Source organism: Brenneria corticis, assembly GCF_003115855.1.
Classification (GTDB): domain Bacteria; phylum Pseudomonadota; class Gammaproteobacteria; order Enterobacterales; family Enterobacteriaceae; genus Brenneria; species Brenneria corticis.
The window spans coordinates 62475-87213 of sequence record NZ_KZ819081.1 but is presented as its reverse complement, the minus strand read 5'-3'; the positions used below and the strand labels follow the sequence as shown (position 1 = coordinate 87213).

The following is a 24739-nucleotide window of genomic DNA, read 5'->3' as shown; positions in this document are numbered from 1 at the left end:
TTCTTTATGGCATTATTTGAATTGGTCGGAATTTATAGGAAGTAACGTCGATTTAAATGATGTGATTCACATTTTTCCTCTGGTGCTTCCAGACAGGAAAAACGTAACACCCCGTTTTAAACGGGAGAAATTCTTTTTATTTTTTCGGCTATGTTTTTTTAACATAACCGTTTATACAACCATGAAGATTTATTATTTTTACCTTATAAAACAACAACAAGACAAAACACCAATCCTAGAATACGGGTAATTTAATTTAAAATAGATAATAAAAAATAACATATTAATGAGATGCAAGTCACATTTGATAATCGTCCATCACATGGCGTTAATCTGGCGCGGGGGAAATATCCCCCATATTCAGGAGGGAAAATTTTTATTTTTAAAAAACTGTTTAAATTCCTTTAAAAAAAGCGGAATACAGGGGTTGGTATTTTTACTGTCCCATACCAGTTCCAGATTAAACCAGTAATCATTTTCAATCACCTCCAGTAATACGCTGTTATTACCAAGCAAGTAGCCGCGGTGCTTGGGCATCAGCAATGCCACCCGATCCCTGAATTCCAGATTAAAACAGCAGGTTTTAAGATTGGGATATTCTTTGTCCAGCGTATACGCAATATCATAGCAGTCGAAAAAACGCGTGCTGTACGCTTCAGCCAATAAGAATTCACGGGGATCGACGCGAATAATCGGCCATTCGCTGACCTCTCTTAGGGACACCCGCCCCCGCCCGGCCAGCGGATGGTTCCTGTTCACAGCCACACACAGCGGATCGGTTTGAAATGACAAACTGCAAAACTTTTTGTTTTCCCAAAAATTGGGACGAATTAAAAAACCCAGATCGCAGGTATGCTCTTCGAGAAAAAGCAGCGCCTCATCCAGCTCGCTGTCCCGGCAATCCACGGCGACGCCGATATTATTTTGTTGAAACTGGGTGAGGAATGTAACCAGCACATGCTGAATGGCCTCCCCCAGAAAAGTAATGGTCAGGCGGCGTTGGCTTTTGCCCGAAAAAGCGTTAACGATGGATACCGAGCTTTCATATTGAAAGATGATTTTACGCGCTTCATCGGAAAACAATTTTCCGATGGATGTCAACTCGACGCTGTGCGTATCGCGCCGGAACAACTCAACGCCGAACTGCTCCTCAAGAGACTTCATATGACGGCTGAGAACCGGCTGGGTCATGTTCATTTTCTGCGCAGCTTTACTGAAATTAAGCAATTCCGACAACAGAATAAATTCGTATAAAAGCTGCATTTTCATCGTTGAATCTTTCCCCTGAGGCGTCCCCCCATACGTATCCGACACTATAGCGAAATCACCGCGCACGAAATGTGAAAGCTATCAAAGCGTTTATCCTTGTCGGTTTCGCGCCGGGGCGATCCGGCGGCGGCGTTTGATTGGGGCAGGGAGAGGAAAACAGAGGATTTGCCGAGCGCACGGCGGCGCATGACGGGCGCGGTGATTAGTGCCGCGCGCGCATACGCAGCGTCGCCGACGGTTTTTCGTTGAATAAGCGCTGATAATCGTTGGCGAATTGGCTTAAATGCCAGAATCCCCACTGCATGGCGGCGTCCTTGACGGTATGGCAGCGGGAAAAGGGACTGATAAGTTCGCGGCGTACCGCGTTGAGGCGGATCATTTTCAGCCAGGCGTTCGGGCCGACGCCCAGAACCTCGCAGAACGCGTTCTGCAACGTGCGGCGACTGACGTACAGCTCGCGGCACAGATCGGAAACCGTCACCGGCTCCGACGTCCGCTCCAGCGCATATTCCCGCGCGCGGGAAACCAGCCGCCGATAGCCCATGCGCCGGTCCGTTGAGCTGGATGGTAACGGGTCCGCGCTTTCCAGCAACGCCATCACCATCGTCAGCAGACTATCATTAAGCATCTTGCCGGCATGGCGGTTTTGCATCCACTGCGGGTCGCGGCTGCCGTAGCGCAGCGCCTGCCGCACCAAAGACCATAGCGCCGCTTTCTGGTGCGGCTCCACCATCAGCGCCGACGGCTGATGCAGCAGATGGCGGAACCGTTCCTGATCCGCCAGCATGCCGTTATGCCGGAACAGCGCGTCGTAAGAGATCACCACGCCCAGGATGGCGTATTCATTCGGCGTACTCAGCTCGAACTCCTTACCGCCGGGACTCAGCGCGATGCTCCGCTCATCAATGGGCTGCGAGCCGATAAAGCCCGCCGCGCCCTGCGCGGCGGGAATGCCCAGCCAGAACGCCTCGGGCCATACCATGCAGGACTGGCGCAGCGCCAGATTGGTGTATTCATGGCAGAACTGGATACCGTCGACCCGCAACTCCGTTAACTCGCCGCGAAAATGGCCGGGATGAATTTGATCGTAAAGCTGCTGCCATGCCGTAATGGCGCAGGATTGCGCATACACATCCTGCGTATAACGTTGATGCACGTTTTCATCTTCGATCAGCGACGCCGCTTTTCCCTGCGCGGGATAATTTACGTCGTCGAGACCATGCAGATTGGGGCGTTTTATCGTCATCGTACGCTCCTTAATGACAGCCATAACGATATTATCGACCACTCTATAGCATAACAGGGCGGATTAACGTGACGCCGGCGATCCCTTGTCGTCGTCGCCAATCGCCGCCGCCCGAACGCCTCCTCCCTCCCGCGGCCTGGCCGCCGGGTAGTTGCCATTCACGCGCCGATGCGCCTCATACGATACGGAACATATCGACCATCACGCAGCGGCGCAGGCGGACAAAGGTGCGGGCCGACGTCACCCCTTCGCCCGTCGGCGTGGAAATGGTCATGGACGTCCAGCCCTCGCCGCCCAGCCCCAGACCGGCGAGACAGGGGCCGTTCTTGACGAAGATACTGGTATCAATGGCGCTGGCCATACGATGCATATTGTTGATATTGGTGGAGTGGATCGCCGCGGTATGGCGGCGGCCGCCCTCCAGTTTCACCGCCAGGTCAATCGCTTCCTTCACGTCCTTGACGCGCACCACCGGCAGGACCGGCATCATCATCTCGGTGACGGCAAACGGGTGCGCGGCGTCGGTTTCCGCCAGCAGCAGGCGGGTTTGCTCGCCGACGTTCAGGTCGATGGCGGCGGCGATTTTCGCCGCGTCGCGGCCGACCCACTCCCGGCTGACGTTCCCTTTGCCGTTTTCGTCGATATCCGTCAACAACCGCGGCAACAGCCGCCGCGTCTCATCGTCGCTCAGCAATACCGACTGGTGGCGCTGCATTTCCGCCAACAGCGCATCCGCCACGCTATCAACCACAATCAGCACTTTTTCATCGGCGCAGATGATGTTGTTGTCAAAAGACGCGCCGCGTACGATGGCGCGCGCGGCGCGCGCCAAATCCGCCGTCTCATCCACCACCACCGGCGGATTGCCGGCTCCCGCGGCGATCAGCCGTTTGTCGGTGTGCCTGCGCGCCGCTTCCACCACCGCCTCGCCCCCCGTCACCACCAGCAGGCCGATGCCGGGATATTTAAACAGACGCTGCGCGGTTTCAATATCGGGATTCGTCACGCTGACCAGCAGGTTTTCCGGCCCGCCGGCCGTTACGATGGCCTTGTTCAACAGGCTGATGGTATGCAGAGACACCTTTTTCGCCGACGGATGCGGCGCGAACACCACGCTGTTGCCGGCGGCGATCATGCTGATGGCATTATTGATAACGGTGGCCGCCGGATTGGTGGAGGGCGTGACCGAGGCCACCACGCCCCAGGGCGCGTTCTCAATCAGGGTCAGGCCGTTGTCGCCGGTCAATACCTCCGCCGACAGGCACTCCAGCCCCGGCGTACCGCGCGCCTGCGACACATTCTTGGTGTATTTATCGAAAACCCGTCCCATGCCGGTTTCCGCTACCGCCATTTCCGCCAGCACCTGAGCATACCGCTCTCCGGCCTGACGAATAGCGGCGACCACGCTCTGGCGCAGAGCTACGCTGTTCAGCATTTTCTGCGCCTGCGTCGCGGCGTATACCGCATCATCCAGCGAGTCGAACACGCCGGCATGCGGCGACAGCACCGCCCCTTCAGTCATTAGCTGTTCCATTGATTATTCCTCTTGTTGTATTGCGAGCCGCTTCTGCCAAATGGTGCTGCTAACGATTCTGACAACGATTCGCCAAAGGAAATAACAAATTTCGGCAAGTAAGATAAAAAATTGAAGTGGATCACTTAAATAAGCGCGCCCGCCGTCGGCAAGGCAGGGAAAAATATTCTGCTAAGCTGTGTATATACCCAAGTATTTCAATTCGACAAAACGTAATGGCAAAAACCAAGCATCTCCACTCTCCCGGTAACCTGTTGCTGTTAATAGCCGCCGGGCTACTCCCTTTTTTGCTGGGCATTATTTTCAGCTACGTCACGGCAAGACAAAACGTAAAGCAGGATCTGGAAATAACCACCCTGGTCATCGTCCATCAGGCGGAGTCCATCAGTCGGAAGGCCTGGGATATGGTATCCGCCCTGCGGACGTTCGAGGGAAACTCCTGTGCCCTCGCTTCCCCCAGGCTGGTGCGCCTGGGAACCCTCTCCCCCTATTTTCGCTCGCTGGGCCTTACCCAGGGTCCGAATATGTACTGCTCATCGGTCTCCGGCGACGTGCTTGTGCCTCTGAGCGACATTCTGCAATATCCGCTGCCTTCCCCTCCGCCCGTTTCCTGGAATGTTTCACTGCGCGCGACCAGAGGGGTTCAGGAGCGCCCCGCGGTGATCTTTGCCCGGTTGAATGCGTCATCGTTCGGCACCTTCGCCATCGTCGACGGGCAGTATTTAATCGACTTTATGAGCGCGATGGGAATTAGCCGGCAATATCAGCTGACGGTACAATTCGGCGATGGCTATCAGATTAAGGAAGGTCGGGAAATTATGGATAATCATCCATTTATCTCTCCGCTGACCGACGCCAAAACGTCCTCTCGTTACCCGATCACGGTCAGCGCGACGCTGCCGGCGTCCGAGCTGATTCAATCGTGGAAGCGCGATTTCCTCGCTTTTCTGCCGGTGGCGCTGTTCCTCTCGCTGATTTTCGTCTCCGCCGTACGTTCATGGCAGAAACGCAAAATGTCGCTGCGCGATGAACTGCGCAAGGGCATGCTCACCAACGAATTCAGCGTACATTACCAGCCCGTCTACGATATGACCGCTCGCTGCTGCGTCGGGGTGGAAGCGCTGATGCGCTGGTATCGGCCCGGCGGCAGAAGCATCCCCCCCGATGTGTTTATCACCGCCGCGGAGTCCGAAAAAATGATTATCCCGCTGACGCTGCACCTGTTCGAACTGCTGGCCGCCGACGTTAAGCACTGGCAGGTGCCCGACGGCTTTCATCTGGGGGTGAATATCGCCGCCGAACATATTCAGCACCCGGCCTTTGTGGATGATATTCGCCGGCTCGCGGCCATGCTGGCGCCGCACAAACTGAATATCACCCTGGAGCTCACCGAGCGCAGCCTGATCGTCAATAAGCGGGATGTGGTGGATAAACTGGCGCTGCTGCGTCGGGAGGGCTTTATTATCGCCATTGATGATTTCGGCACCGGCCACTGCTCCCTATCCTATCTGCAGATGTTCCCGTTGGATTACCTTAAAATCGACAAGGGGTTCGTCAGCGCCATCGGACCCGCGGACAATGATACGCCGGTGCTCGACGCCATTATCGGGCTCAGCAAAAGGCTCGAGCTGGATATGGTCGCGGAAGGAGTGAACTCACGCCATGAATATCGCTATCTTAAACGGTGCGGCGTGCGGTATATGCAAGGGTATCTGTATGCCCGTCCGATGGACGGCCGGGCATTGATGACGTGGCTGCACGCGCGGCGGCGGCTCCAACCGGCGAAAGACCCGGCCGCCGCGGAAAACCGGGACTACTGCGCCTGACCGCCGGCATCGTACCCCGGCCACACCTTGTCCCACTGGCGGTCGGTGAGCGCCCGATCGACAAAACGGCCGTCGAACCACTGGTCCACCGGGAAGTCGCGTCGGATCAGACCGGCGGCTTTCGCCCGCTGAATGCTGTCCGCGAAGCTGGCCTGCAAAAAGTCGTCCAGCCGCGGCGAGCTCTGGAAATTCAGCTCCTCCGGCCGCAGCTCTTCCTCAAACAGCGCCGCCGGGATCTGACTCTGCGCCGACATCAGCGCGATATACTCGGTTAAATGCGCCGGATCGGCGATCCAGCGGGCGTTGTCCGCCAGCACCTCCACCAGTTGCCGGGTCGCCTGCGGATAGCGCTGAATAAACGCCTCCGTCGCCAGCACCGCCGCCTGGGTGGTATTGGCCCGCCCCAGCGAACGGCTGTCGGCGATGATATCGATCCCCTGCCGGCGCAGCGTCAGCAGCCCTACGCCGCCCCATACCGCATCCACCCGTCTGGCGGCCAGCGCGGCTTTACCCGCGGTCCAGTCCAGATTGATCACCTGGATATCACGCTCGTTCAGCCCGGCGCCGCTCAGCGCGCGCTCAAACGACAGCTGGTCCGCCGTTCCCTTGTACACGGCGACGCGCTTGCCGCGCAGGTCCGCAATGCGCTGGATCCCCGACTCCGGCGTCGCCGCCAGATAAGAGTTGGAGCCGCGCGACCCCACCAGCACGCGAGTGGGCAAATCGCCCGCCCGGCCGATAATGGCGGCCAAATCCCCCAGATAGACCACGTCCAGCTGCCGGTTGGCCAGCGCCTCATTCACCGCCGGGCCGGCGCCTTTGAAAAACGACCAGCGGATTTTGATGCCCTGCGGCTCAAACACCTGTTCCAGCTGCTGGCGAATATGCGCCAGCCCCAGCGGCCCGCGGATAAAGGGTTTGCTGCCGGCGCTCTGGTCGGGCAGACCGATGCGGATTTCCGTTGGTCTGCTTTCCTCCGCCCGCGCGCCGGCCCCGGTCAGCGTCAGGCCGATCAGCATCAGGGCCCCGGCGATACGGTAAAGAGCCGCTTGCCGGCGAGGTTCGTGCCGTAGTGTCGTCGTGTGCATTATTTTCTCCACCAATAACAGGATATTGCATCAAACTAGCGAAGGGAGGATGCGCGTCTTAAATAACATTTCCCGCTTTATTCAGTGAAAAAAAGCATAAATCAGCCATCAGGCGGCAAGACGCCGGATATGCGTTTTTTGCACGCCGCTAATCGATTTAATGCATTGGCATTCGGCGCCTAAACCTGTTTTTTATTCCTTTATTCATCCGTTCCCACTGGCTTCATGCAAGAAAATGAATAAGGCTATGGTGCTAAAACGCTCTCCGCCCACCCGCTTCCGGCTGCCGGCAAGCGCGTGGTATCCCCTGGTGGTGCCGCTGATGCTGCTACTGCTGTGGTACGTCGGCAGCCGCCAGGGCTGGATGCCGGCGCAAATCCTTCCCGCGCCCGCCACGGTGATGCGCACCGCCGCCGAGCTGTGGCGCGACGATTTGCTGTCGCAGCTGTGGGTTAGCCTGCAACGACTGTTCAGCGGTCTGCTGGCCGGGCTGCTCGCCGGTACTGCGCTGGGCGCGCTGATGGGCGCGTCGCCGCGGGCGGCCGCCCTGCTGCACCCGACGGTGTATGCCGTGGCGCAAATTCCCACGCTGGGGTGGATCCCGCTATTTATGGTGCTGTTCGGCATCGACGACGGCCTGAAGCTGGCGGTCATCGTCAAAGCGGTGATCGTCCCCGTCACTCTGCACACTCAAAGCGGAGTGAGCAATATTCCCGCCTCGCTGCTGGAAGCGGCGCGCACCCTGTGCCTGCCCTGGCGGCAACGGCTGATGCGCCTGACCTTGCCGGCGATGCTGCCGGTCTGGCTGACCGGGCTGCGGCTGGCGCTGTCGCAGGCCTGGGTCTCGCTGATTGTGGTGGAGCTGCTGGCGTCGTCGCAGGGCATCGGCTATCTGCTGGTGTGGGGGCGTCAGCTGTTTCAACTGGATATCGTATTTGTCTGTATCGCGGTTATCGGCGCCGCCGGACTGCTGATGGAGTGGGGAATAGACCGACTGGAGCGGCGGCTGGTCTACTGGCCGCACCCGCCGGTCAGCCGCCTTAACGCCGCGCCGTCGCGCTGGCGCGCCGGAGTCGTGTTGCCGCTGGCGCTGCTGGCGCTCTGGCATCAGGCCAGCCTGTCCGGCTGGGTGGACGCCGTGCTGCTGCCGCCTCCCTCCGCCGTCTGGCACACGCTGGTTCAGGGGTTCGCCGACGGCGTCCTGCCGGACGCCATGCGCCACAGCCTGCTGCGCGCGCTGGCGGGCGCCGCGGGCGGTATCGCCGTCGGTCTGCTGCTCGGGGTGCTGCTCGGCCTCAGCCCGCGCGCCGACGCGCTGCTCACCCCCACCGTCGCCACGCTGCGCCAGATCGCGCTGTTTGCCTGGCTGCCGCTACTCACCGCCTGGGTAGGCAACGGCGAAGCCGGAAAAGTGGTGTTTGTGGCGCTGGCCTCCTTCTTTCCGATGCTGGTGGCCAGCCACCGCGGCGTGCGTCAGCGCTCGCACCAGCTTCAGGAGATGGCGCAGGTGCTGCAACTATCGCTGGCGCTGCGGCTGAAAGCGCTGATCCTGCCGGGCGCCGCGCCCGCCATCTTTGCCGGTTTGCGCCTGTCGCTGATTTACGCCTGGCTCGGCACGGTCGGCGCGGAGTACTTCATGTCGTCGGATATCGGTATCGGCAGCCTGATGATTAACGCCCAGCAGTTGCTGGATATGCCCACCATTCTCAGCGGCATGCTGCTGATCGGCGTCACCGGCGCGGCCATCGACCGCGCCGGCCTTAGCCTGGAAAAACGTATGACCCGCTGGCGCAACGCAGGAGAATCCTCTTGAGCGACATCCCAACCGGCCGGCCGCCGGCGGTGCAGTTTGAGCGTCTGAAAATTTCCCCGGCCGCGCCGGTTGAATCCGTTTCCACTTTCTGACTGGAGTTTTGCAATGGGACATCCTTCCGTTTACCCCACCGGCACCACCCTCTATAACCCGGAAAAAGCCTGGGGCGGCTATACCGTCTTTCAGGCGCTGGAAAGCGGCGCGGTGCTGATCGATATGAACGGCGCCGAACTGCGTCTGTGGGAAGGACTGCACGGTTTTCCCAATAAGATCCTGCCCGGCGGTTATATTCTCGGCCACAGCGGCGAACGCGACCCGCGCTACGGCATGCAGGATATGATCGACCTGATCCAGGTGGACTGGGACGGCAATATCGTATGGAAATTCAATGGCTATGAACAGGTTAGCGATCCCGGCCTGCCCGCCGAGTGGATGGCTCGCGCCCACCATGACTACCAGCGCAGCGGCAACCCGGTGGGCTACTATGCGCCGGGGCAGGAGCCGCAGGCCATAGGCGGCAATACGCTGATTCTGGCGCATAAAAATCTGCACAATGCGCGCATCAGCGACAAGCTGCTGCTTGACGACACCATTATCGAGGTGGACTGGCAGGGAAATATTCTGTGGGAATGGCGCTGTAGCGATCATTTTGATCAACTGGGCTTTGACGACGCGGCCAAAAGCGCCATCTATAATAATCCCAACATGCGCAAAAGCGGCGGCGGCATGGGCGACTGGATGCATATCAACTCAATGTCGGCTCTCGGCCCCAACCCGTGGTTCGACCAGGGCGACGCCCGTTTTCACCCCGACAACATCATCTGGGACGCGCGCGAATCCAATATTATCGCCATTATTGATAAAGCCAGCGGCGACATCGTCTGGAAGCTCGGCCCGGACTACAATACCCCGGAACTGAAACATCTGGGATGGATTATCGGCCAGCACCACGCCCATATGATCCCCGCCGGCCTGCCCGGCGCGGGCAATATTCTGCTGTTCGACAACGGCGGCTGGGCGGGTTACGGCGCGCCGAATCCGGCTTCCGCCGACGGGGTGAAAAACGTCTGGCGCGACTACTCACGCATACTGGAGATCAACCCGGTCACCCTGGATATCGTCTGGCGCTATTCGCCCTACGAAGCCGGTATTCCGCACCCGACCGACGCGTTTCGCTTCTACAGCCCCTATATCAGCAATATTCAGCGCCTGCCCAACGGCAACACGCTGATCAATGAAGGGGCCAACGGCCGGATATTCGAGGTGACGGCGGAGCACGATATCGTGTGGGAGTATATCTCGCCCTACTGGGGCAAGACCGTCAACACCAATATGCTCTACCGCGCCTATCGCGTGCCCTACGACTGGGTGCCGCAGCTGGCGCGTCCGCGGGAAATCCCGGTGGAAGCGCCGGACAACACCCGTTTTCGCCTGCCGGGGGCCGCGCAGCCCGGCTTCGCCAGCGTTATTCGCGTCGACGGCGTACGTCCCTACAAAAAAAGCGCCGACGCGCTGTGCGTCGCCACCGACAGCGAGGATCTGAAACGCAGCCCCAAACTGTTCAGCGTCGACCGCTCCCGCTTCGCGCCGCTGGAGGAGGGAGAGCGGGACGCGCTCAACGGGCAGTCCGCGCTGGTGCTGGTCGGCGCGGAGCGGTGCGTGCACTGTAAGAGCCTGTATCGCCAGTTGGCGGCGATACTCAACGAGGACGGTTATCGTCATATCACCAGCCGCTATCTGGACGCCGACCATCATCCCGAGCTAACCAGTCAGCTCGGGGTGCGCTCGCTCCCCACCCTGCTGTGGCTGGCGCAGGGAGAGGAAAAAGGGCGCCTCGGCGGCGTACTCCAGGCGCACGCCCTGCGCCAATGGCTGGAGGGGGTGCGGTGAGGGGAATTGTTCCCTTCCCCGACGGGGCTTGGCCGCGGATGGCTAAATCGGTGCGCAGGCGGGCATGACGAAGAAGAGTATCCCGTCATCCCTGCGATAAAATATCCCCCGTCATCCCCGCGGTCGTAGGCGGGGACCTCCTACTGAAACCGTAAGCAGCCAAATGTTTCCCCCTCCCGGAAACATTTCCTTTGCATCACCCCGCCCCGTTTTGTTATGTTATTACATATCAAACCACCCAACATAGCGCAGCGATGTAATGATAACCAGGGACAAACAGGCGGAGACGGTGCTGGACGTGAACAACCTTGGCCTGTCCATTGGCGCAGAAAGCAAAGTCAGCAATCTCACCTTCCGCCTGCGCGCCGGGGAAAGCGTTTGTCTGATCGGCGCGTCCGGCTGCGGCAAGTCGCTTACCGCCAAAGCGCTCATCGGCACGCCGCCGGCAGGCTGCCGGATTAGCGGAACCATCGAAATCAACGGCGTCGACGTCACCCACCGCAAGGCGCTCGCCCGCCCGGCCTCCGCCCGCGTATCCGCCATATTCCAGGACTCCGCCACCGCGCTGAACCCGCTGATGAAACTGGGTAAACAGCTGTCGCTGGCGCTGGGCGCGTCATCGCCGGCCGAACTGGCCGCGCTGCTCGACGCCATCGGCCTGGGGGATATCCCCAACCTGCCGCAACGCTTTCCCGCCGAGCTGTCCGGCGGCCAGCGCCAGCGCATCTGCATCGCCCTGGCGCTGCTGGGACGCACCCGCCTGCTGGTGGCGGACGAACCGACCACCGCGCTCGACGTGATTACCCAGCAGCAGGTTTTGCAGGTGTTACAGGCAAGGTATACGCAAGAAAACGCTCCCGCGCTGCTGTTTATCACCCACGATATCACCGTGGCGGCGCAGCTTTGCCAGCGCGGGCTGGTGATGGAAAACGGCCGCCTGGTGGAGTCCGGCGATATGCGGCAACTGCTCAGCGCGCCGCAGCATCCCTATACCCGCGGCCTGATCGCCGCCGCCCGGCGCGGCGATGCCGCCCTGCCCATCACGCAATTGGGAGCGCTGGCCGGATGAGTCGCCATCTTCACGCCATTTCCACCCCGTTTTTAAGCCTGGACGGCGTCAGCCGCTACCGCCAGACGCCGCGTTTCCCCTGGCAAAAGGCCGACCCCGCCGCGGCCATTTTCCGCGATCTGTCGCTCACGCTGCAACGCCATGAACGCGTCGGCCTGGTGGGCGCATCCGGCTGCGGCAAATCCACCCTGCTGAAAACGCTGCTGGCGTTGGACACGCCGGACAGCGGCACGATACACTGCGACGGCCACCGGGTGCGGCCGGGTTCCGTCCGTTCGCTGTTGTGGTATCGCCGCCGCGTCCAGTATATTCCGCAGGACCCCGCCGGCTCGCTGGATCCGCGCCAGCGCGTCGCCGCGCTGATTGCGGAACCCTTGAAGCGCCTGCGCAGCGGCGAAAATATCGCGTCGGCGGTACGGGAAGCGCTGGATCAGGTCGGCCTGAGCGTCCGCCTGCTGGAGCAACCCGCCGGGCTGCTGTCGGGCGGGCAGGCCCAGCGCGTCGCCATGGCCCGCGCCCTGGTGACGCGCCCCGATTTTTTACTGGCCGACGAGCCGATCAGCGGACTGGATTTACCGCTGCGCGAACAGATCAAAACCCTGCTACAGCAGGTTACGTCGCAAAATAATATGGGATTGCTGATGGTGTCGCATGACATTTCAATAATCGCCGGTTTGTGCGAACGCATGCTGGTCATGGACGATGGGCGCATTATCGAAGATCGTCCCACGGCCGAGGTGCTGGCGTCGCCACGGCACCGGCATACTCGCCGGTTATTGCAAGCCATCCCTTCTTTACCTCTTTGAACGGATAATCTCTATGTCAGACCTCAGCGCCGATCGCGCACCGCGGCCCTACCCGCCCTTATTGCTGGGCAGCCAGCTGGTTTTCAACATCGGCTTCTATGCCGTGGTGCCTTTTCTGGCCATCTTTCTACGTGACGATATGCTGCTTTCCGGCTGGGCGATCGGGCTGGTCATCGGCTTAAGAACCTTTTCGCAGCAGGGCATGTTTCTGGTCGGCGGCGCGCTGGCCGATCGCTTCGGCGCGCGCGGCATCATTCTCTGCGGCTGCGTGGTGCGCATTGCCGGCTACCTGCTGCTGGCGCTGGCCGATTCGCTCTGGCCGATTATCCTCGGCGCCTGTCTGACCGGCGTCGGCGGCGCCCTGTTCTCGCCGGCCATTGAAGCGCTGATGGCGCAGGCCGGGACGCACAGCGAAAAACAGGGGAAACGTAGCCGGTCGGAATGGTTCGCGCTGTTCGCCATCTGCGGCGAGCTGGGCGCGGTGCTCGGGCCGCTGCTCGGTTCGCTGCTGGCCGGATTCGGCTTTCAGCGGGTGGCGCTGGCCGGCGCGGCGGTATTTTTACTGGCGCTGCTGGTGCTGTTTTTCAGCCTGCCCGCCACGCCGCGCAACCAAACCGCCCTACAGATCGCCCCCTGGTGGCAAACTTTCCGTCAGCGCCGTTTCGTGGCGTTTATCATCGCCTACAGCGCTTACCTGTTCAGTTATAACCAGCTCTATCTGGCGCTGCCGGTGGAGCTGCACCGCGCCGGCGGCAGCGAAAAAGACCTCGGTCCGCTGTTTGTGCTGGCCTCGCTGCTGGTGATTAGCCTGCAACTGCCGCTGGCGCGTTTTGCCCGCCGCCACGGCGCCGCCCGCATGCTGCCGCTGGGGTTCGCCCTGCTGGCAGCCTCTTTCGTCAGCGTGGCGCTGTTCGCCCCCGGCGTTCCGGCGCAAGGCTGGCTGCGCTTACTGCCCGCCGTCTCCCTGATTACCCTGCTGACGCTGGGACAGATGCTGATCGTTCCCGTCGGCATGGACCTTATCCCCCACTTCGCCAATAACCATAACCTCGGCGCGCACTACGGCGCGCTGGCGTCCATGGGCGGGCTGGCGGTGCTGGTGGGCAATTTCCTGCTGGGCGACCTGCTCGACCAGGCGTTGACGCCCTCGCCGCAGGCGGCGGTTCCCTGGCTGATGCTGGCTGCGGTTCCATTGTGCAGTTCGCTGGCGATGGTGCTGATTTGCCGCCCGTTTAACACCCTTTCCCCTCAAAATTGATAAGGACCGTCCGATGCGCGTACGCTCTTTCCGTCCCGTTTACGGCCTGCTTTGCGCCGCCCTACTGCTTTCCGGCTGCTTCAACGAAGCGGAGGAAAAATCCGCCGCCGATAACTGCGGCCGCCTGAAACTGGCGATGCTGCAACCGCCGCGCTCCGGCCTGACGCCGCTGAGCGACGACGCCTTCAAGCTGTCGCGCTGGAGCACGGCGGAAACGCTGGTGGTGCTGGACGCGCTGGGCGAAGCGCAGCCCGCCCTGGCGACCCGCTGGCGACAAATCGACGACCATACCTGGCGTTTTGAACTGCGTCCGAACGTGCGTTTCCACGACGACGCCGAGCTAAACGCGGCGACCGTGGTCAACGCGCTGACGGTGGCCGCCACCGCCGCGCCCAAACCGCGTATTCTCGACGGCGTGCAGCTGAGCGCGGTCGCCGAGGGCGACGGCGCGGTGCTGGTTTCAACCGCCCAGCCGGATCCGCTGCTGCCCCAGCGGCTCTCCAGTCCGCAACTGGCTATTCTGTCCGCCGGCGCTTACGGCGAAAACGGCGTGGTCAACCCGCAAAATACCGGCAGCGGTCCTTTTGTGCTGCGCAGCGTCAACGGCACCAGCGGCGCCACGTTGGACAGATTCGACGGCTACTGGGGGGAAAAGGCGCAGGCAAGCGGCATTGACGTCAGCTTTGTGCCGGACGGCCCGGCCCGCGCCGCCGCGCTGCGCACCGGCGCGGCGGATATCGTTGAAGCGATCCCGGTATCCCAAGCGCCGCTGCTGGATCAAAACCTGGTGCATGAAGTGCCGATGCCGCGCACCAATACCCTCTATCTCAATACCCGCCTGGGGCCGATGAAAGATCCGGCGCTGCGCGCGGCGGTGCGCGACGCCGTCAACCGCCGGCAGCTGGTGGACAACGTGTACGAGAAACGCGCCGACGCGGCGCAGGGATTGCTCGGCCCGGTGCTGCCCTGGGCCGCCGAGCTGCGCCAGCCCGTCGCCGACCCGGTAACGGCCGCGGCGCCCGACGGCGTTAGCATCACGCTGGCGACCTTCAGCGACCGCGCCGAACTGCCGGAAGTGGCGGTCTATCTGGCGCAGCAGCTCACCGCCGCCGGTTTTACGGTAAAACAGGTGGTGCGCGAATATTCTCAGATCGAGTCCGATGCACTGGCGGGCAAATTCGACGCCTTTATTTTGTCGCGCGCCACGGTGCTGGATTCCGGCGATCCCGTCGCCTACCTCTACAGCGACTTCGCCTGCGAGGGATCTTTCAATATTTCCCAGCTTTGCCGTCCGGAAATCGATGGCGCCCTGCAACAGGCGGCAGCCATCCCGGCCGGCGATCAACGGCGCCGGGCGATTATGCGGGCGGAAAATCTGATTCTGGCCAGCGACGCCGCCATTCCGCTGCTGCACGAACGGGTTATTCAGGGGGAAAGCGCGCGGGTGAAGGATGCGCTGCGCGACCCGCGCGAACGCGCCTTGATCAACAATGCCACCCGCATCGATGCGGCGGCCAAAACCGAGTAACGGGTAAAACAGGGTCATGAGTGAGCAAGTCTATTGCCGCACCTGCGCCGGCGTCAGCCGCATGCGCCACCCGCGCTACGGCATGCTGATACCGTTTTTTTCCCGCCTGCTGACGCTGGCGGGCATCGTCGCGCTGATTGGCGTCCTGCCCTGGTTATCCGGTCAGGATCCGGCGCTGGCGCTGCTGCGCGCCCGTTCCGGCGACCAGGAAGCCACGGCGGAAACGCTGAATGCGATCCGCCAGTCGCTGGGGCTGGATCAGGGGCCGCTGCGGCTGCTGGCCAACTGGCTCGGCGGACTGCTGCATGGCGACGCCGGTTCTTCGTGGGTATCCGGCCGGCCGGTATTGCCGGGAATGTTGCAGGCGGCGGGCGTCTCGCTGACGTTGATGGCCTCGGCGGCGCTGGTCGCCTTTTCGCTGGCGGCGCTGCTGTGCGCCCCCACGTTTATCCAGGGATTGCACGGCCGCATCCGCCGCTCCAACGGCCTGTTCGCCGCCATGTTCACCGCGCTGCCGGAATTTCTGCTGGCGTCGTTTTTACTGATTGTCGGCGCGGTGTGGCTGAAATGGTTTCCGCCCTACGGCTGGCAGGGGTTGCACTATGCGGTGTTGCCGTCGCTGGCGCTGGGCATTCCCGCCGGCGGCTACCTGGGGCGGATTATCGCCGACGCGCTGTCGGCCACCTTCAGCGAAAACTGGCTGATGACCTGGAGCGTGGCGGGCGTCGGCCGCCGCCACATTGCGCTGGCCGTGCTGAAACGCACCCTGCCGGGGGTGATGCCGCTGGTGGGGCTGGTGCTGGTTTCACTGACCGGCGGCGCGATAGCGGTGGAAAAGGTTTTCGCCATACCGGGCCTGGGCCGGGCCACGCTGGGGGCGGCGGCGGCGCAGGATCTGCCCGCGCTGCAGACCGGCGTGCTTATTTTACTCGCTATCGCCTCACTCGCCGGCATGGCCGCCGCCGGCGTACGGCTGCTGATCCTCGGCCGCGCGCTGCGCAACGGCGCCATGCCGGTGCCGCAAGAAAACCAGGTGACGGCGTCGCGTTACGCCGTCTGGCTGCCGCTGCTCTGCCTGTTGCTTTTAGCGCTGCTGTTGATCGCCGGGCTGCCGCGCGATCCCTATAGCTCCGCCTTTTTGCGTCTGCAGGCGCCCTCTTTTGCGCTGCCGTTCGGCGCGGACGCCATGGGGCGCGACCTGCTGGCCCGCGTCGCCCACGGCACGCTGCACACCTGCCTGCTGGCGTTGGCGGTATCGCTGGCCTGTCTGGTCATCGGCCTGTTTATCGGTCTGTTTCCCCGCCTGTGCACCGGCCCGATAGAAGTGGCCAACGCTCTGCCCCCGGTTATCGCCGGCCTGCTGGTGGCGGCCATCAACGGCCCGAGCTCGACGGGGGCGGCTCTTGCGGTCATCGCCGTCAGTTGGGCGCCGCTGGCGGCGCACACCGCGGCGCTGGTCGCCGAAATCGCGGCGCGTCCCTATGTTCGCATATTGCCGGTAATCGGCGTCGGCCCGGTGCGCCGCAGTCTGTTTTACGTCTTGCCGGCGCTGGCCGGGCCGCTGTTCCGCCATGCCATGCTGCGCCTGCCCGGTATCGCGCTGGCGCTGGCCTCGCTGGGATTTCTGGGATTGGGCGCCTCGCCGCCGACCCCGGAATGGGGGCGCGTGCTGGCGGAAGGCATGCCCTATATCGAACGGGCATTCTGGGGGGTGCTGGCGCCCGCGGCGGCGTTGGCCGTGCTGTCGGTGCTGGCGGTCAGCGCGGCCAATCTGTCCGGACGGGGAAAACGCTGAACCGGAAGAGTCGTTTTTGCGCCTGTTTTCGGCTAGCCTGTTGATTAACGGGCTAACCGCTTCAGCCTATTCAGCGCTGAAGCATTGAGAACAGAGACGGAGAAAAAATATGGGCAACAACGGATCCAGCACAAGGCTCACCGCCGCTGAGGCGCTTGATAAACTGGAAGCGTTGTACGACGGCGCGGTTTCGGCACTGCGCGACGCGATTGAAGATTTTATCACCCAGGGGAAATTGCCGGACGCGCAGGCGCGCGCCGCGGGGCTCTTCGCCTATCCGGAGCTGCGCGTCAAATGGGACGGCGTGGCGACGGGCCATCCGAAACACCGGGCGTATGGGCGTTTTACGCGGCCCGGCAGCTACACCACCACCATCACCCGCCCGCGTTTTTTCCATCACTATCTGACCGAACAGCTGACCCTGCTTGAGGGGGAGTACGCCGCCAGCATTGAAGTGGCGCCGTCCCATCAGGAAATTCCTTTCCCCTACGTGCTGGACGGTTCCGATCTTATTCTCGACCGTTCGATGAGCGCCGGGATCGCCCGGCATTTTCCCACCACCGAGCTGTCGCAAATCGGCGATGAAACCGCCGACGGATTATTCCACGCCACCACCACCTCGCCGCTGTCGCATTTTGACGCGCTGAGGACCGACTTCTCCCTGGCGCGGCTGCGCCACTATACCGGCACGGCGGTGGAGCATTTTCAGCCGTTCGTTCTTTTCACCAACTATACCCGCTACGTGGATGAATTCGTGCGCTGGTCCTGCGACCAGATCGCCGATCCGCACAGCCCGTATGAATCCCTGTCCTGCGCCGGCGGCGTCTCTATTACCTCGGCGACCGCCAATCCCGAACGCTCCGTTTCCGACCTCGCATGGAAAAACCACCAGATGCCGGCTTACCACCTGATTTCGCGCAACGGCAAAGGCATTACCCTGGTGAATATCGGCGTCGGCCCGTCCAATGCCAAAACCATTTGCGATCACCTCGCGGTGCTGCGGCCGCACGCCTGGCTGATGATCGGCCACTGCGGCGGCCTGCGCGAAAGCCAGACGATTGGCGATTACGTGCTGGCTCACGCCTATCTGCGCGACGACCACGTTCTTGATTCGGTGCTGCCGCCGGATATTCCGATCCCCAGCATCGCCGAAGTTCAGCGCGCCCTTTATGACGCCACCAAAACGGTGAGCGGTATGCCCGGCGAGGAAGTGAAACAGCGTCTGCGCACCGGTACGGTGGTCACCACCGACGATCGCAATTGGGAGTTGAGATATTCGGCCTCCGCGCTGCGCTTTAATCTCAGCCGCGCGGTGGCCGTGGATATGGAAAGCGCGACCATCGCCGCGCAGGGTTATCGTTTCCGGGTGCCTTACGGCACGCTGCTCTGCGTCTCCGACAAGCCGCTGCACGGTGAAATCAAGCTGCCCGGCCAGGCCAATCGCTTCTATGAGGGCGCCATTTCGGAGCATCTGCAAATCGGCATCTGCGCCATCGACCTGCTGCGCGCCGAAGGCGATCGCCTGCATTCCCGCAAACTGCGCACCTTCAACGAGCCGCCGTTCCGGTAGGCCATGGTTTACCGCCAGCATTGCATCTTTATCAGATGCAATGCCGGCGTCTGCGCCCTAATTGATTTCCGGGTGCTGGTCGATCAGGCTTCTTCTTTTCTTCTGCAGCTCGGCGATTTGCTCGTCAATATCTTCGATTTTTTGCTCGATATTGTCGTATTGCTCCTGCAACAGCTCTTTCGCTTCGGCCCGGTCGGAAGCCGCCGGCGTGGCGCCTTTTAACGGCCGGTTAGCCGTTTCTTTCATTGCTATCCCGGTGACCAGCCCGATGACGGCAATCACCATCAAATAATAGGCCGGCATATAAAGATTGCCCGTTGATTCAACCAGCCATGCCGCCGCCGTCGGCGTAAAGCCGGCAACCAGAACGGATATATTGAACGATATCGCCAACGCGCTGTAACGGATATGCGTCGGGAACAGCGCGGGTAAAATAGACGCCATCACGCCGGTAAAAGAATTAAGCAGCACGGCCAGAATCAGCAGTCCGCAAAAAATAAGGCCAATCACGCCGCTGTTAATAAGAATGAAACTGGGGATGGATAAAAGAAAAAGACCGATGCTGCCGCAAATAATAAACGGCTTACGTCCGAATCTGTCGCTCATTAATCCCATTACCGGCTGGACAAATAACATACCGAGCATCACGGCGATAATAATCATTACGCCATGATCTTCCGAATAATGCAGGCTGTGCGACAGGTAGCTCGGCATATAGGTCAGCAACATATAGTAGGTGACGTTGGTGACAATAACCACGCCGACGCACATCAGTAAACCCCGCCACTGTTTGGTGGCAATCTCCCTGAATGACACTTTGGGCGCCGACTGCAGGCTGTCTTTCGAGTCTTTATCCAGTTTATCGACATGTTGTTGAAAGGCCGGAGTTTCCTCCAGCGCATGGCGCAAATAGATCCCGATCAGTCCCAGAGGACCGGCGATAAAGAACGGAATACGCCATCCCCATTCGAGGAAGTCCGCTTCGCCGACAATCGACGAAATCAGCACCACTACGCCCGCCCCTAAAACAAAGCCGGCGATCGAGCCAAAATCAAGCCAACTGCCTAAAAAGCCGCGCTTTCTGTCCGGTGAATATTCGGCAACGAATATCGCCGCGCCGGTATATTCCCCGCCGACGGAAAAACCCTGCGCCAATTTCGCCAGCAGCAATAATATCGGCGCCCAGATACCTATTGATGCATAGGACGGGATCAAACCAATACAGAACGTGCTGACCGCCATAATAATAATGGTTACCGACAACACTTTCTGGCGACCGAATTTATCGCCCATGGCGCCAAAAAATACGCCGCCCAACGGCCTGACAAGAAAAGGAACCGAAAAGGTCGCCAGCGCGGCAATCATTTGCACGCCGGGATCCGCTCCGGGGAAAAATACCCGTCCGAGCGCATAAGCAACAAAACCATAAACGCCGAAATCGAACCATTCCATCGCATTGCCAAGCGCCGCGGCCGTAATGGCCTTTTTAAGCTTGACGTCGTCAATTATCGTAATGTCCTGTATTTTCATGGGCACACGACGTTTCTTTTTTAATACCATTTATGACTCCATTTGTTTAAAAAACAACCGTTCACCTGACGATAGCGATAAACGATTGCAACAATCCTTTCCCAAAATCATTTGATTATAGGATATTTCAAAAATGACGCCTGTGTTACTCGCGGCGGTTGAAAACGGCCTGGCGATTATTTTGCGGGATAAATAACAGAGCAGTAATTTCATATTTGAAATGACGGAATTGCGAAGTACTGAATAACGTTATAGTAACACAATCGGGGGTAATGCGGGAACGAGGTTGGCGTCCGGCGCTGGAACGATCCTTATGCGGCTTCCCCCCTGACCGGAGGGAAGCCGGCTGGCCGTTATTTAGCGCGAGCGGCGCGCCGCGATGATCTCTTCCGTCACATTGCGCGGCGCTTCCACGTAGTGCCGGAACTCCATGGTATAGGTCGCCCGTCCCTGAGACATCGAGCGCAACGCGGTGGAGTAGCCGAACATCTCGGATAGCGGCACCTCGGCGCGGATAATCCGCCCGGCGATCATCTCTTCCATGCCCTGCACCAGACCGCGGCGGGAAGACAGATCCCCCATGACGCTGCCGGCGTACTCTTCCGGCGTTTCAACCTCCACCTTCATGACCGGCTCCAGGATCACCGGATTGGCGCGTTTTATCGCCTCGCGGAAGCCGAAAATCGCCGCCATCTTGAAGGCCATTTCCGAGGAGTCCACCTCATGGTAGGAGCCGAAAGTCAGCGTGACCTTGACGTCGACGATCGGGTAACCCGCCAGCACCCCGGTCGTCATCGCTTCGCGCACGCCCTTTTCCACCGACGGAATAAATTCACGCGGCACCACCCCGCCCTTGGTGGCATCCTCGAAGGCGAAGCCTTTGCCCGCTTCCTGCGGCTCAACCGTCAGCACCACGTGGCCGTACTGGCCCTTACCGCCGGACTGACGGACAAACTTCCCTTCCACGTCCGTCACCTTGCTGCGGATGGTTTCACGATAGGTGACCTGCGGCCTGCCGATATTGGCCGCCACGCCGAATTCGCGCTTCATGCGGTCGACGATGATCTCCAGATGCAGCTCGCCCATGCCGGAAATAATCGTCTGCCCGGACTCCTCGTCGGTTTTGAGGCGGAACGACGGATCTTCCGACGCCAGCCGCTGCAGGGCGATGCCCATTCTTTCCTGATCGGCCTTGGTTTTCGGCTCGATAGCCAGCGAAATCACCGGCTCGGGGAAGGTCATCTGTTCCAGCGTCAGCACGGCATCCGGGTCGCACAGGGTTTCCCCGGTGGTCACCTCCTTCAGACCGACGCAGGCGGCGATGTCCCCGGCGCGGATTTCATCCACTTCGTGGCGCGCATTGGCGTGCATCTGGACGATACGCCCGATACGCTCCTTTTTGCCCTTGATCGGGTTGTAAACGCTGTCGCCCTTGCGCAGCACGCCGGAATAGACCCGCACAAACGTCAACTGGCCGACGTAGGAGTCGGTCATCAGCTTGAACGCCAGCGCCGCGAACTTATCGTCGTCGTCGGCGTGACGCACCGTCTGATTGCCTTTTTCATCAATACCGCTGACCGGCGGAATATCCAGCGGCGACGGCATCAGCTCGATGATGGCGTCCAGCATGCGCTGTACCCCTTTGTTTTTAAACGCGCTGCCGCACAGCATCGGCTGAATCTCGCCCGCAATGGTGCGGATACGCAGGCCGAGGGTAATCTCCTCTTCGCTCAGCGCCTCGCCGTTCAGGTATCGGGTCATCAGCTCGTCCGTCGCTTCCGCCGCCGCCGTGACCATATTGTCCCGCCACTCCTGCGCCGTCGCCAGCAGGTGCTCCGGGACGGCCTCATAGCTGAAGGTCATCCCCTGCGTGGCGTCGTCCCAGATAATGGCGCGCATTTTGATCAGGTCGATCACGCCGATAAAGTGTTCTTCGCTGCCTATCGGGATGACTATCGGCACCGGATTGGCTTTCAGCCGATCGATCATCATCTGACGAACGCGGAAATAGTCGGCGCCGGGGCGGTCCATTTTGTTGACGAACGCCAACCGCGGCACCTGATATTTATTCGCCTGGCGCCAGACCGTTTCCGACTGCGGCTGCACGCCGCCGACCGAGTCATACACCATTACCGCGCCGTCCAGCACGCGCATCGAGCGCTCGACCTCAATGGTGAAATCCACGTGTCCGGGGGTATCGATAATATTGATATGATGCCGGGGATAGCGGTTCTCCATCCCCTGCCAGAAACAGGTTACCGCCGCGGAGGTAATGGTTATGCCGCGTTCCTGTTCCTGCGCCATCCAGTCGGTGGTCGCCGCGCCATCGTGGACTTCGCCCATCTTGTGACTCACCCCGGTGTAAAACAGGATGCGTTCCGTCGTGGTGGTTTTACCGGCATCAATGTGGGCGGAAATGCCAATATTGCGATAGCGTTCAATGGGGGTGATGCGAGCCATATAACATCCTTAATTAGTTAAACTAATTCTGGGGCTGGCAGTTAACTGTCTGCGGCAGAACTCGATCTGATATCGGCGAACAGTATAGTACAAATGTACGAGTATATTCGAACATTTTATTCAATCGGTATTCCTGATGATATGAATGAAAGGCCGTACCGCTACATTATTGCCGATCGAGAGATTTTTGCTGAAAAAATGCGCCGGTTATGCGTACTCTGGTTTTGATTTCCGTCACATATACTGCCCATGACCGTTGTCATATCAATGCAAACTTTCTATATCGGCGTTAAAAAATATTCCCGACGATTTATTTTGGTCACCAAAGGAGCAGTGCCAATGAATAAAATGGATAAATTGCTCGCGGCCGGATTATTGCTGCTGTCTGCCGCCAGCCAGGCCGTCGTACCGGCCGACGGACCGCGGGTCGCACTGGACGGCGGCGGCATCGCCGGAACCACGCGACAAGGCGTCGACGCCTTTAAAGGCGTGCCTTACGCCGCGCCGCCCCTGGGCGAGCTGCGCTGGCAGCCGCCGCAGCCGGCGCCTCGCTGGACGGGCGTTCGCCCGGCCGTGGCGTACGGCAAGGATTGCATGCAGGAACCCTTTCCCGGCGATGCCGCCCCGCTCGGCGTCGGCTTTAGCGAAGACTGCCTGACCGTCAACGTGTGGCGTCCGGCCGACGCCCGCGGCCCCCTGCCGGTGATGGTGTGGATCTACGGCGGCGGGTTCGTCAACGGCGGTTCGTCGCCGGAGGTCTATTCAGGCGAAGAATTCGCCCGTCAGGGGGTGGTGTTCGTCAGTTTCAACTACCGCGTCGGCCGTTTTGGTTTCTTTGCCCATCCCGCATTGGCGGACCAGCCGCTGCGCGGCAATTACGGATTAATGGATCAGATTGCGGCGCTGAAATGGGTACAAAAAAATATCGCGGCATTTAATGGCGATGCGCAAAATGTGACGCTGTTCGGCGAATCCGCCGGCGGGTTCGCCATCCATTCACTGCTCACCAGCAATTTGGCGCAGGGGCTGTTTCACAAGGCCATTATTCAATCCGGCGGCGGCAGACATAACCTGGCCATCGCACAGGATTGGCCCAGGGCGGAGCAGGCCGGGCTGGCGTTTGCGCAGGCCAACGGCATCAGCGGAAAAGATGAAAACGCCCTGGCGGCGTTACGCGACATTCCGGCGGATAAGGTGGTCAACGGTCTGAATATGGCGATAAGTCCGGCGGATTATTCCGGCCCGATGATCGATGGCAGACTGATCGTCGGCGAACCACAGGATCTGTATCGTCAGGGCGCCTTCCAGCGCATCCCGCTGCTGGTCGGCGCCACCGACGCCGATATCGGCTTCCCCCCCAAGGCGGAAACCCTTGATGAGGCGGTGGCGGTTTTTGCCGCCGCCGATCGTCGGCAGGCCAAACAGGCTTATCGGGGCTTGTCGCCTCAGGCCGTGGCCATGGCGATTTCCAGCGACGGCTTTATGGTGGAGCCGGCTCGCTTCGTCGCCCGTATCTGGGACAAGGCCGGGATTCCGGCCTGGCAGTACCGTTTTGGCTATGTGGCGGACAGTATGCGCGATCAATGGCAGGGGGCGGTGCATGCCAGCGAGATCCCTTACGTGTTTAATACGCTGACCGCGCGCTACGGCGAGCAGGTCACGGCGAACGATCGGGCCGTCGCCCGGCAAACGCAGCAGTACTGGGTGAACTTCGCCCGCACCGGCCGGCCGGATGGCGCCGACCTGCCGCAGTGGGAGCGCTATAGCCGGCAAAAAGACAATATTCTGATCGTCCCGGCCGACGGCGCGCAGCACACCGCGCAACAGCCCGACCCGTGGCGGCAGCGCCTGGATCTGGTGGAAAAACTGGCGGAGCAATAACGTTGCTGGCGGCGGGCAGGACGCCCGCCATAAAAAATCGCCGGGAGCGATTTTCAACGTCGCTTGCGACGGCCCGGAGGGTGGCGGGCAGGACGCCCGCCATAAAAAAACCAGTCAAATTAAAAGCTGACTGGTTTTTGATAGAACATTAACAAAGCGCGACCTGCCGTGGCGGA

General features: G+C 60.6%; 16 protein-coding genes. 10 read left to right on the top strand and 6 right to left on the bottom strand.

Annotated features, from left to right (window positions below):
- Nucleotides 1–360: 360 nt before the first annotated feature.
- The 3 genes from DDT56_RS13365 to DDT56_RS13355 all read right to left on the bottom strand — a co-directional run bounded on the left by DDT56_RS13365 (nucleotide 361) and on the right by DDT56_RS13355 (nucleotide 4049).
- Entirely contained in the window at nucleotides 361–1269 is a 909-nt protein-coding gene (locus DDT56_RS13365) for a LysR family transcriptional regulator (protein WP_136166935.1), read from the bottom strand.
- A 202-nt stretch (nucleotides 1270–1471) separates the two neighbouring features.
- Nucleotides 1472–2515: an HTH-type transcriptional regulator EutR gene (eutR, locus tag DDT56_RS13360; RefSeq protein WP_136166934.1), complete on the bottom strand. Its 1044-nt coding sequence runs from the start codon at nucleotides 2513–2515 to the stop codon at nucleotides 1472–1474.
- A 175-nt stretch (nucleotides 2516–2690) separates the two neighbouring features.
- A complete protein-coding gene (locus tag DDT56_RS13355; RefSeq protein ID WP_136166933.1) occupies nucleotides 2691–4049 on the bottom strand; it encodes an aldehyde dehydrogenase family protein in 1359 nt (452 codons plus the stop codon).
- A 215-nt stretch (nucleotides 4050–4264) separates the two neighbouring features.
- Between DDT56_RS13355 and DDT56_RS13350 the strand changes: the two genes are divergently transcribed.
- Nucleotides 4265–5875 carry an EAL domain-containing protein gene (locus DDT56_RS13350; RefSeq protein ID WP_136166932.1) on the top strand — a complete coding sequence of 537 codons (1611 nt, stop codon included), beginning with the start codon at nucleotides 4265–4267 and terminating at the stop codon, nucleotides 5873–5875.
- Here DDT56_RS13350 and DDT56_RS13345 read toward each other — a convergent pair.
- Nucleotides 5863–6894, bottom strand: a complete 1032-nt coding sequence (locus DDT56_RS13345; RefSeq protein WP_246856780.1) for an ABC transporter substrate-binding protein — start codon at nucleotides 6892–6894, stop codon at nucleotides 5863–5865. The two genes, DDT56_RS13350 and DDT56_RS13345, sit on opposite strands and share 13 nt — an antisense overlap.
- Nucleotides 6895–7198: 304 nt before the next feature.
- Here DDT56_RS13345 and DDT56_RS13340 point away from each other — a divergent pair, with 304 nt between their 5' ends.
- From DDT56_RS13340 to DDT56_RS13305, 8 genes are all read left to right on the top strand, one after another.
- Entirely contained in the window at nucleotides 7199–8776 is a 1578-nt protein-coding gene (locus DDT56_RS13340; protein WP_136166930.1) for an ABC transporter permease, read from the top strand.
- A 105-nt stretch (nucleotides 8777–8881) separates the two neighbouring features.
- Nucleotides 8882–10666 (top strand): aryl-sulfate sulfotransferase, encoded by a 1785-nt coding sequence (locus DDT56_RS13335; protein WP_136166929.1) that lies wholly within the window; start codon nucleotides 8882–8884, stop codon nucleotides 10664–10666.
- Nucleotides 10667–10925: 259 nt separating this feature from the next.
- Nucleotides 10926–11735: an ATP-binding cassette domain-containing protein gene (locus DDT56_RS13330; protein WP_210417025.1), complete on the top strand. Its 810-nt coding sequence runs from the start codon at nucleotides 10926–10928 to the stop codon at nucleotides 11733–11735.
- Nucleotides 11732–12541: an ABC transporter ATP-binding protein gene (locus tag DDT56_RS13325; protein WP_136166928.1), complete on the top strand. Its 810-nt coding sequence runs from the start codon at nucleotides 11732–11734 to the stop codon at nucleotides 12539–12541. Before DDT56_RS13330 ends, DDT56_RS13325 begins: the two co-directional genes overlap by 4 nt.
- 13 nt (nucleotides 12542–12554) lie before the next feature.
- A complete protein-coding gene (locus DDT56_RS13320; protein WP_136166927.1) occupies nucleotides 12555–13799 on the top strand; it encodes an MDR family MFS transporter in 1245 nt (414 codons plus the stop codon).
- Between the two features lie 13 nt (nucleotides 13800–13812).
- A complete protein-coding gene (locus tag DDT56_RS13315; RefSeq protein ID WP_136166926.1) occupies nucleotides 13813–15327 on the top strand; it encodes an ABC transporter substrate-binding protein in 1515 nt (504 codons plus the stop codon).
- A gap of 16 nt (nucleotides 15328–15343) precedes the next feature.
- Nucleotides 15344–17122 carry an ABC transporter permease subunit gene (locus DDT56_RS13310; protein WP_136166925.1) on the top strand — a complete coding sequence of 593 codons (1779 nt, stop codon included), beginning with the start codon at nucleotides 15344–15346 and terminating at the stop codon, nucleotides 17120–17122.
- A 109-nt stretch (nucleotides 17123–17231) separates the two neighbouring features.
- Nucleotides 17232–18692 carry an AMP nucleosidase gene (locus DDT56_RS13305; protein WP_136166924.1) on the top strand — a complete coding sequence of 487 codons (1461 nt, stop codon included), beginning with the start codon at nucleotides 17232–17234 and terminating at the stop codon, nucleotides 18690–18692.
- Nucleotides 18693–18749: 57 nt separating this feature from the next.
- On the opposite strand, the gene proP is transcribed toward DDT56_RS13305, so the two are convergent.
- The gene (proP, locus tag DDT56_RS13300; RefSeq protein ID WP_136166923.1) at nucleotides 18750–20252 is read right to left on the bottom strand and encodes a glycine betaine/L-proline transporter ProP; all 1503 of its coding nucleotides are present in this window, start codon (nucleotides 20250–20252) and stop codon (nucleotides 18750–18752) included.
- Between the two features lie 327 nt (nucleotides 20253–20579).
- A complete protein-coding gene (gene fusA, locus DDT56_RS13295) occupies nucleotides 20580–22682 on the bottom strand; it encodes an elongation factor G (RefSeq protein ID WP_136166922.1) in 2103 nt (700 codons plus the stop codon).
- Between the two features lie 339 nt (nucleotides 22683–23021).
- Here fusA and DDT56_RS13290 point away from each other — a divergent pair, with 339 nt between their 5' ends.
- Nucleotides 23022–24563 carry a carboxylesterase/lipase family protein gene (locus tag DDT56_RS13290; protein ID WP_246856770.1) on the top strand — a complete coding sequence of 514 codons (1542 nt, stop codon included), beginning with the start codon at nucleotides 23022–23024 and terminating at the stop codon, nucleotides 24561–24563.
- Nucleotides 24564–24739: the final 176 nt, after the last annotated feature.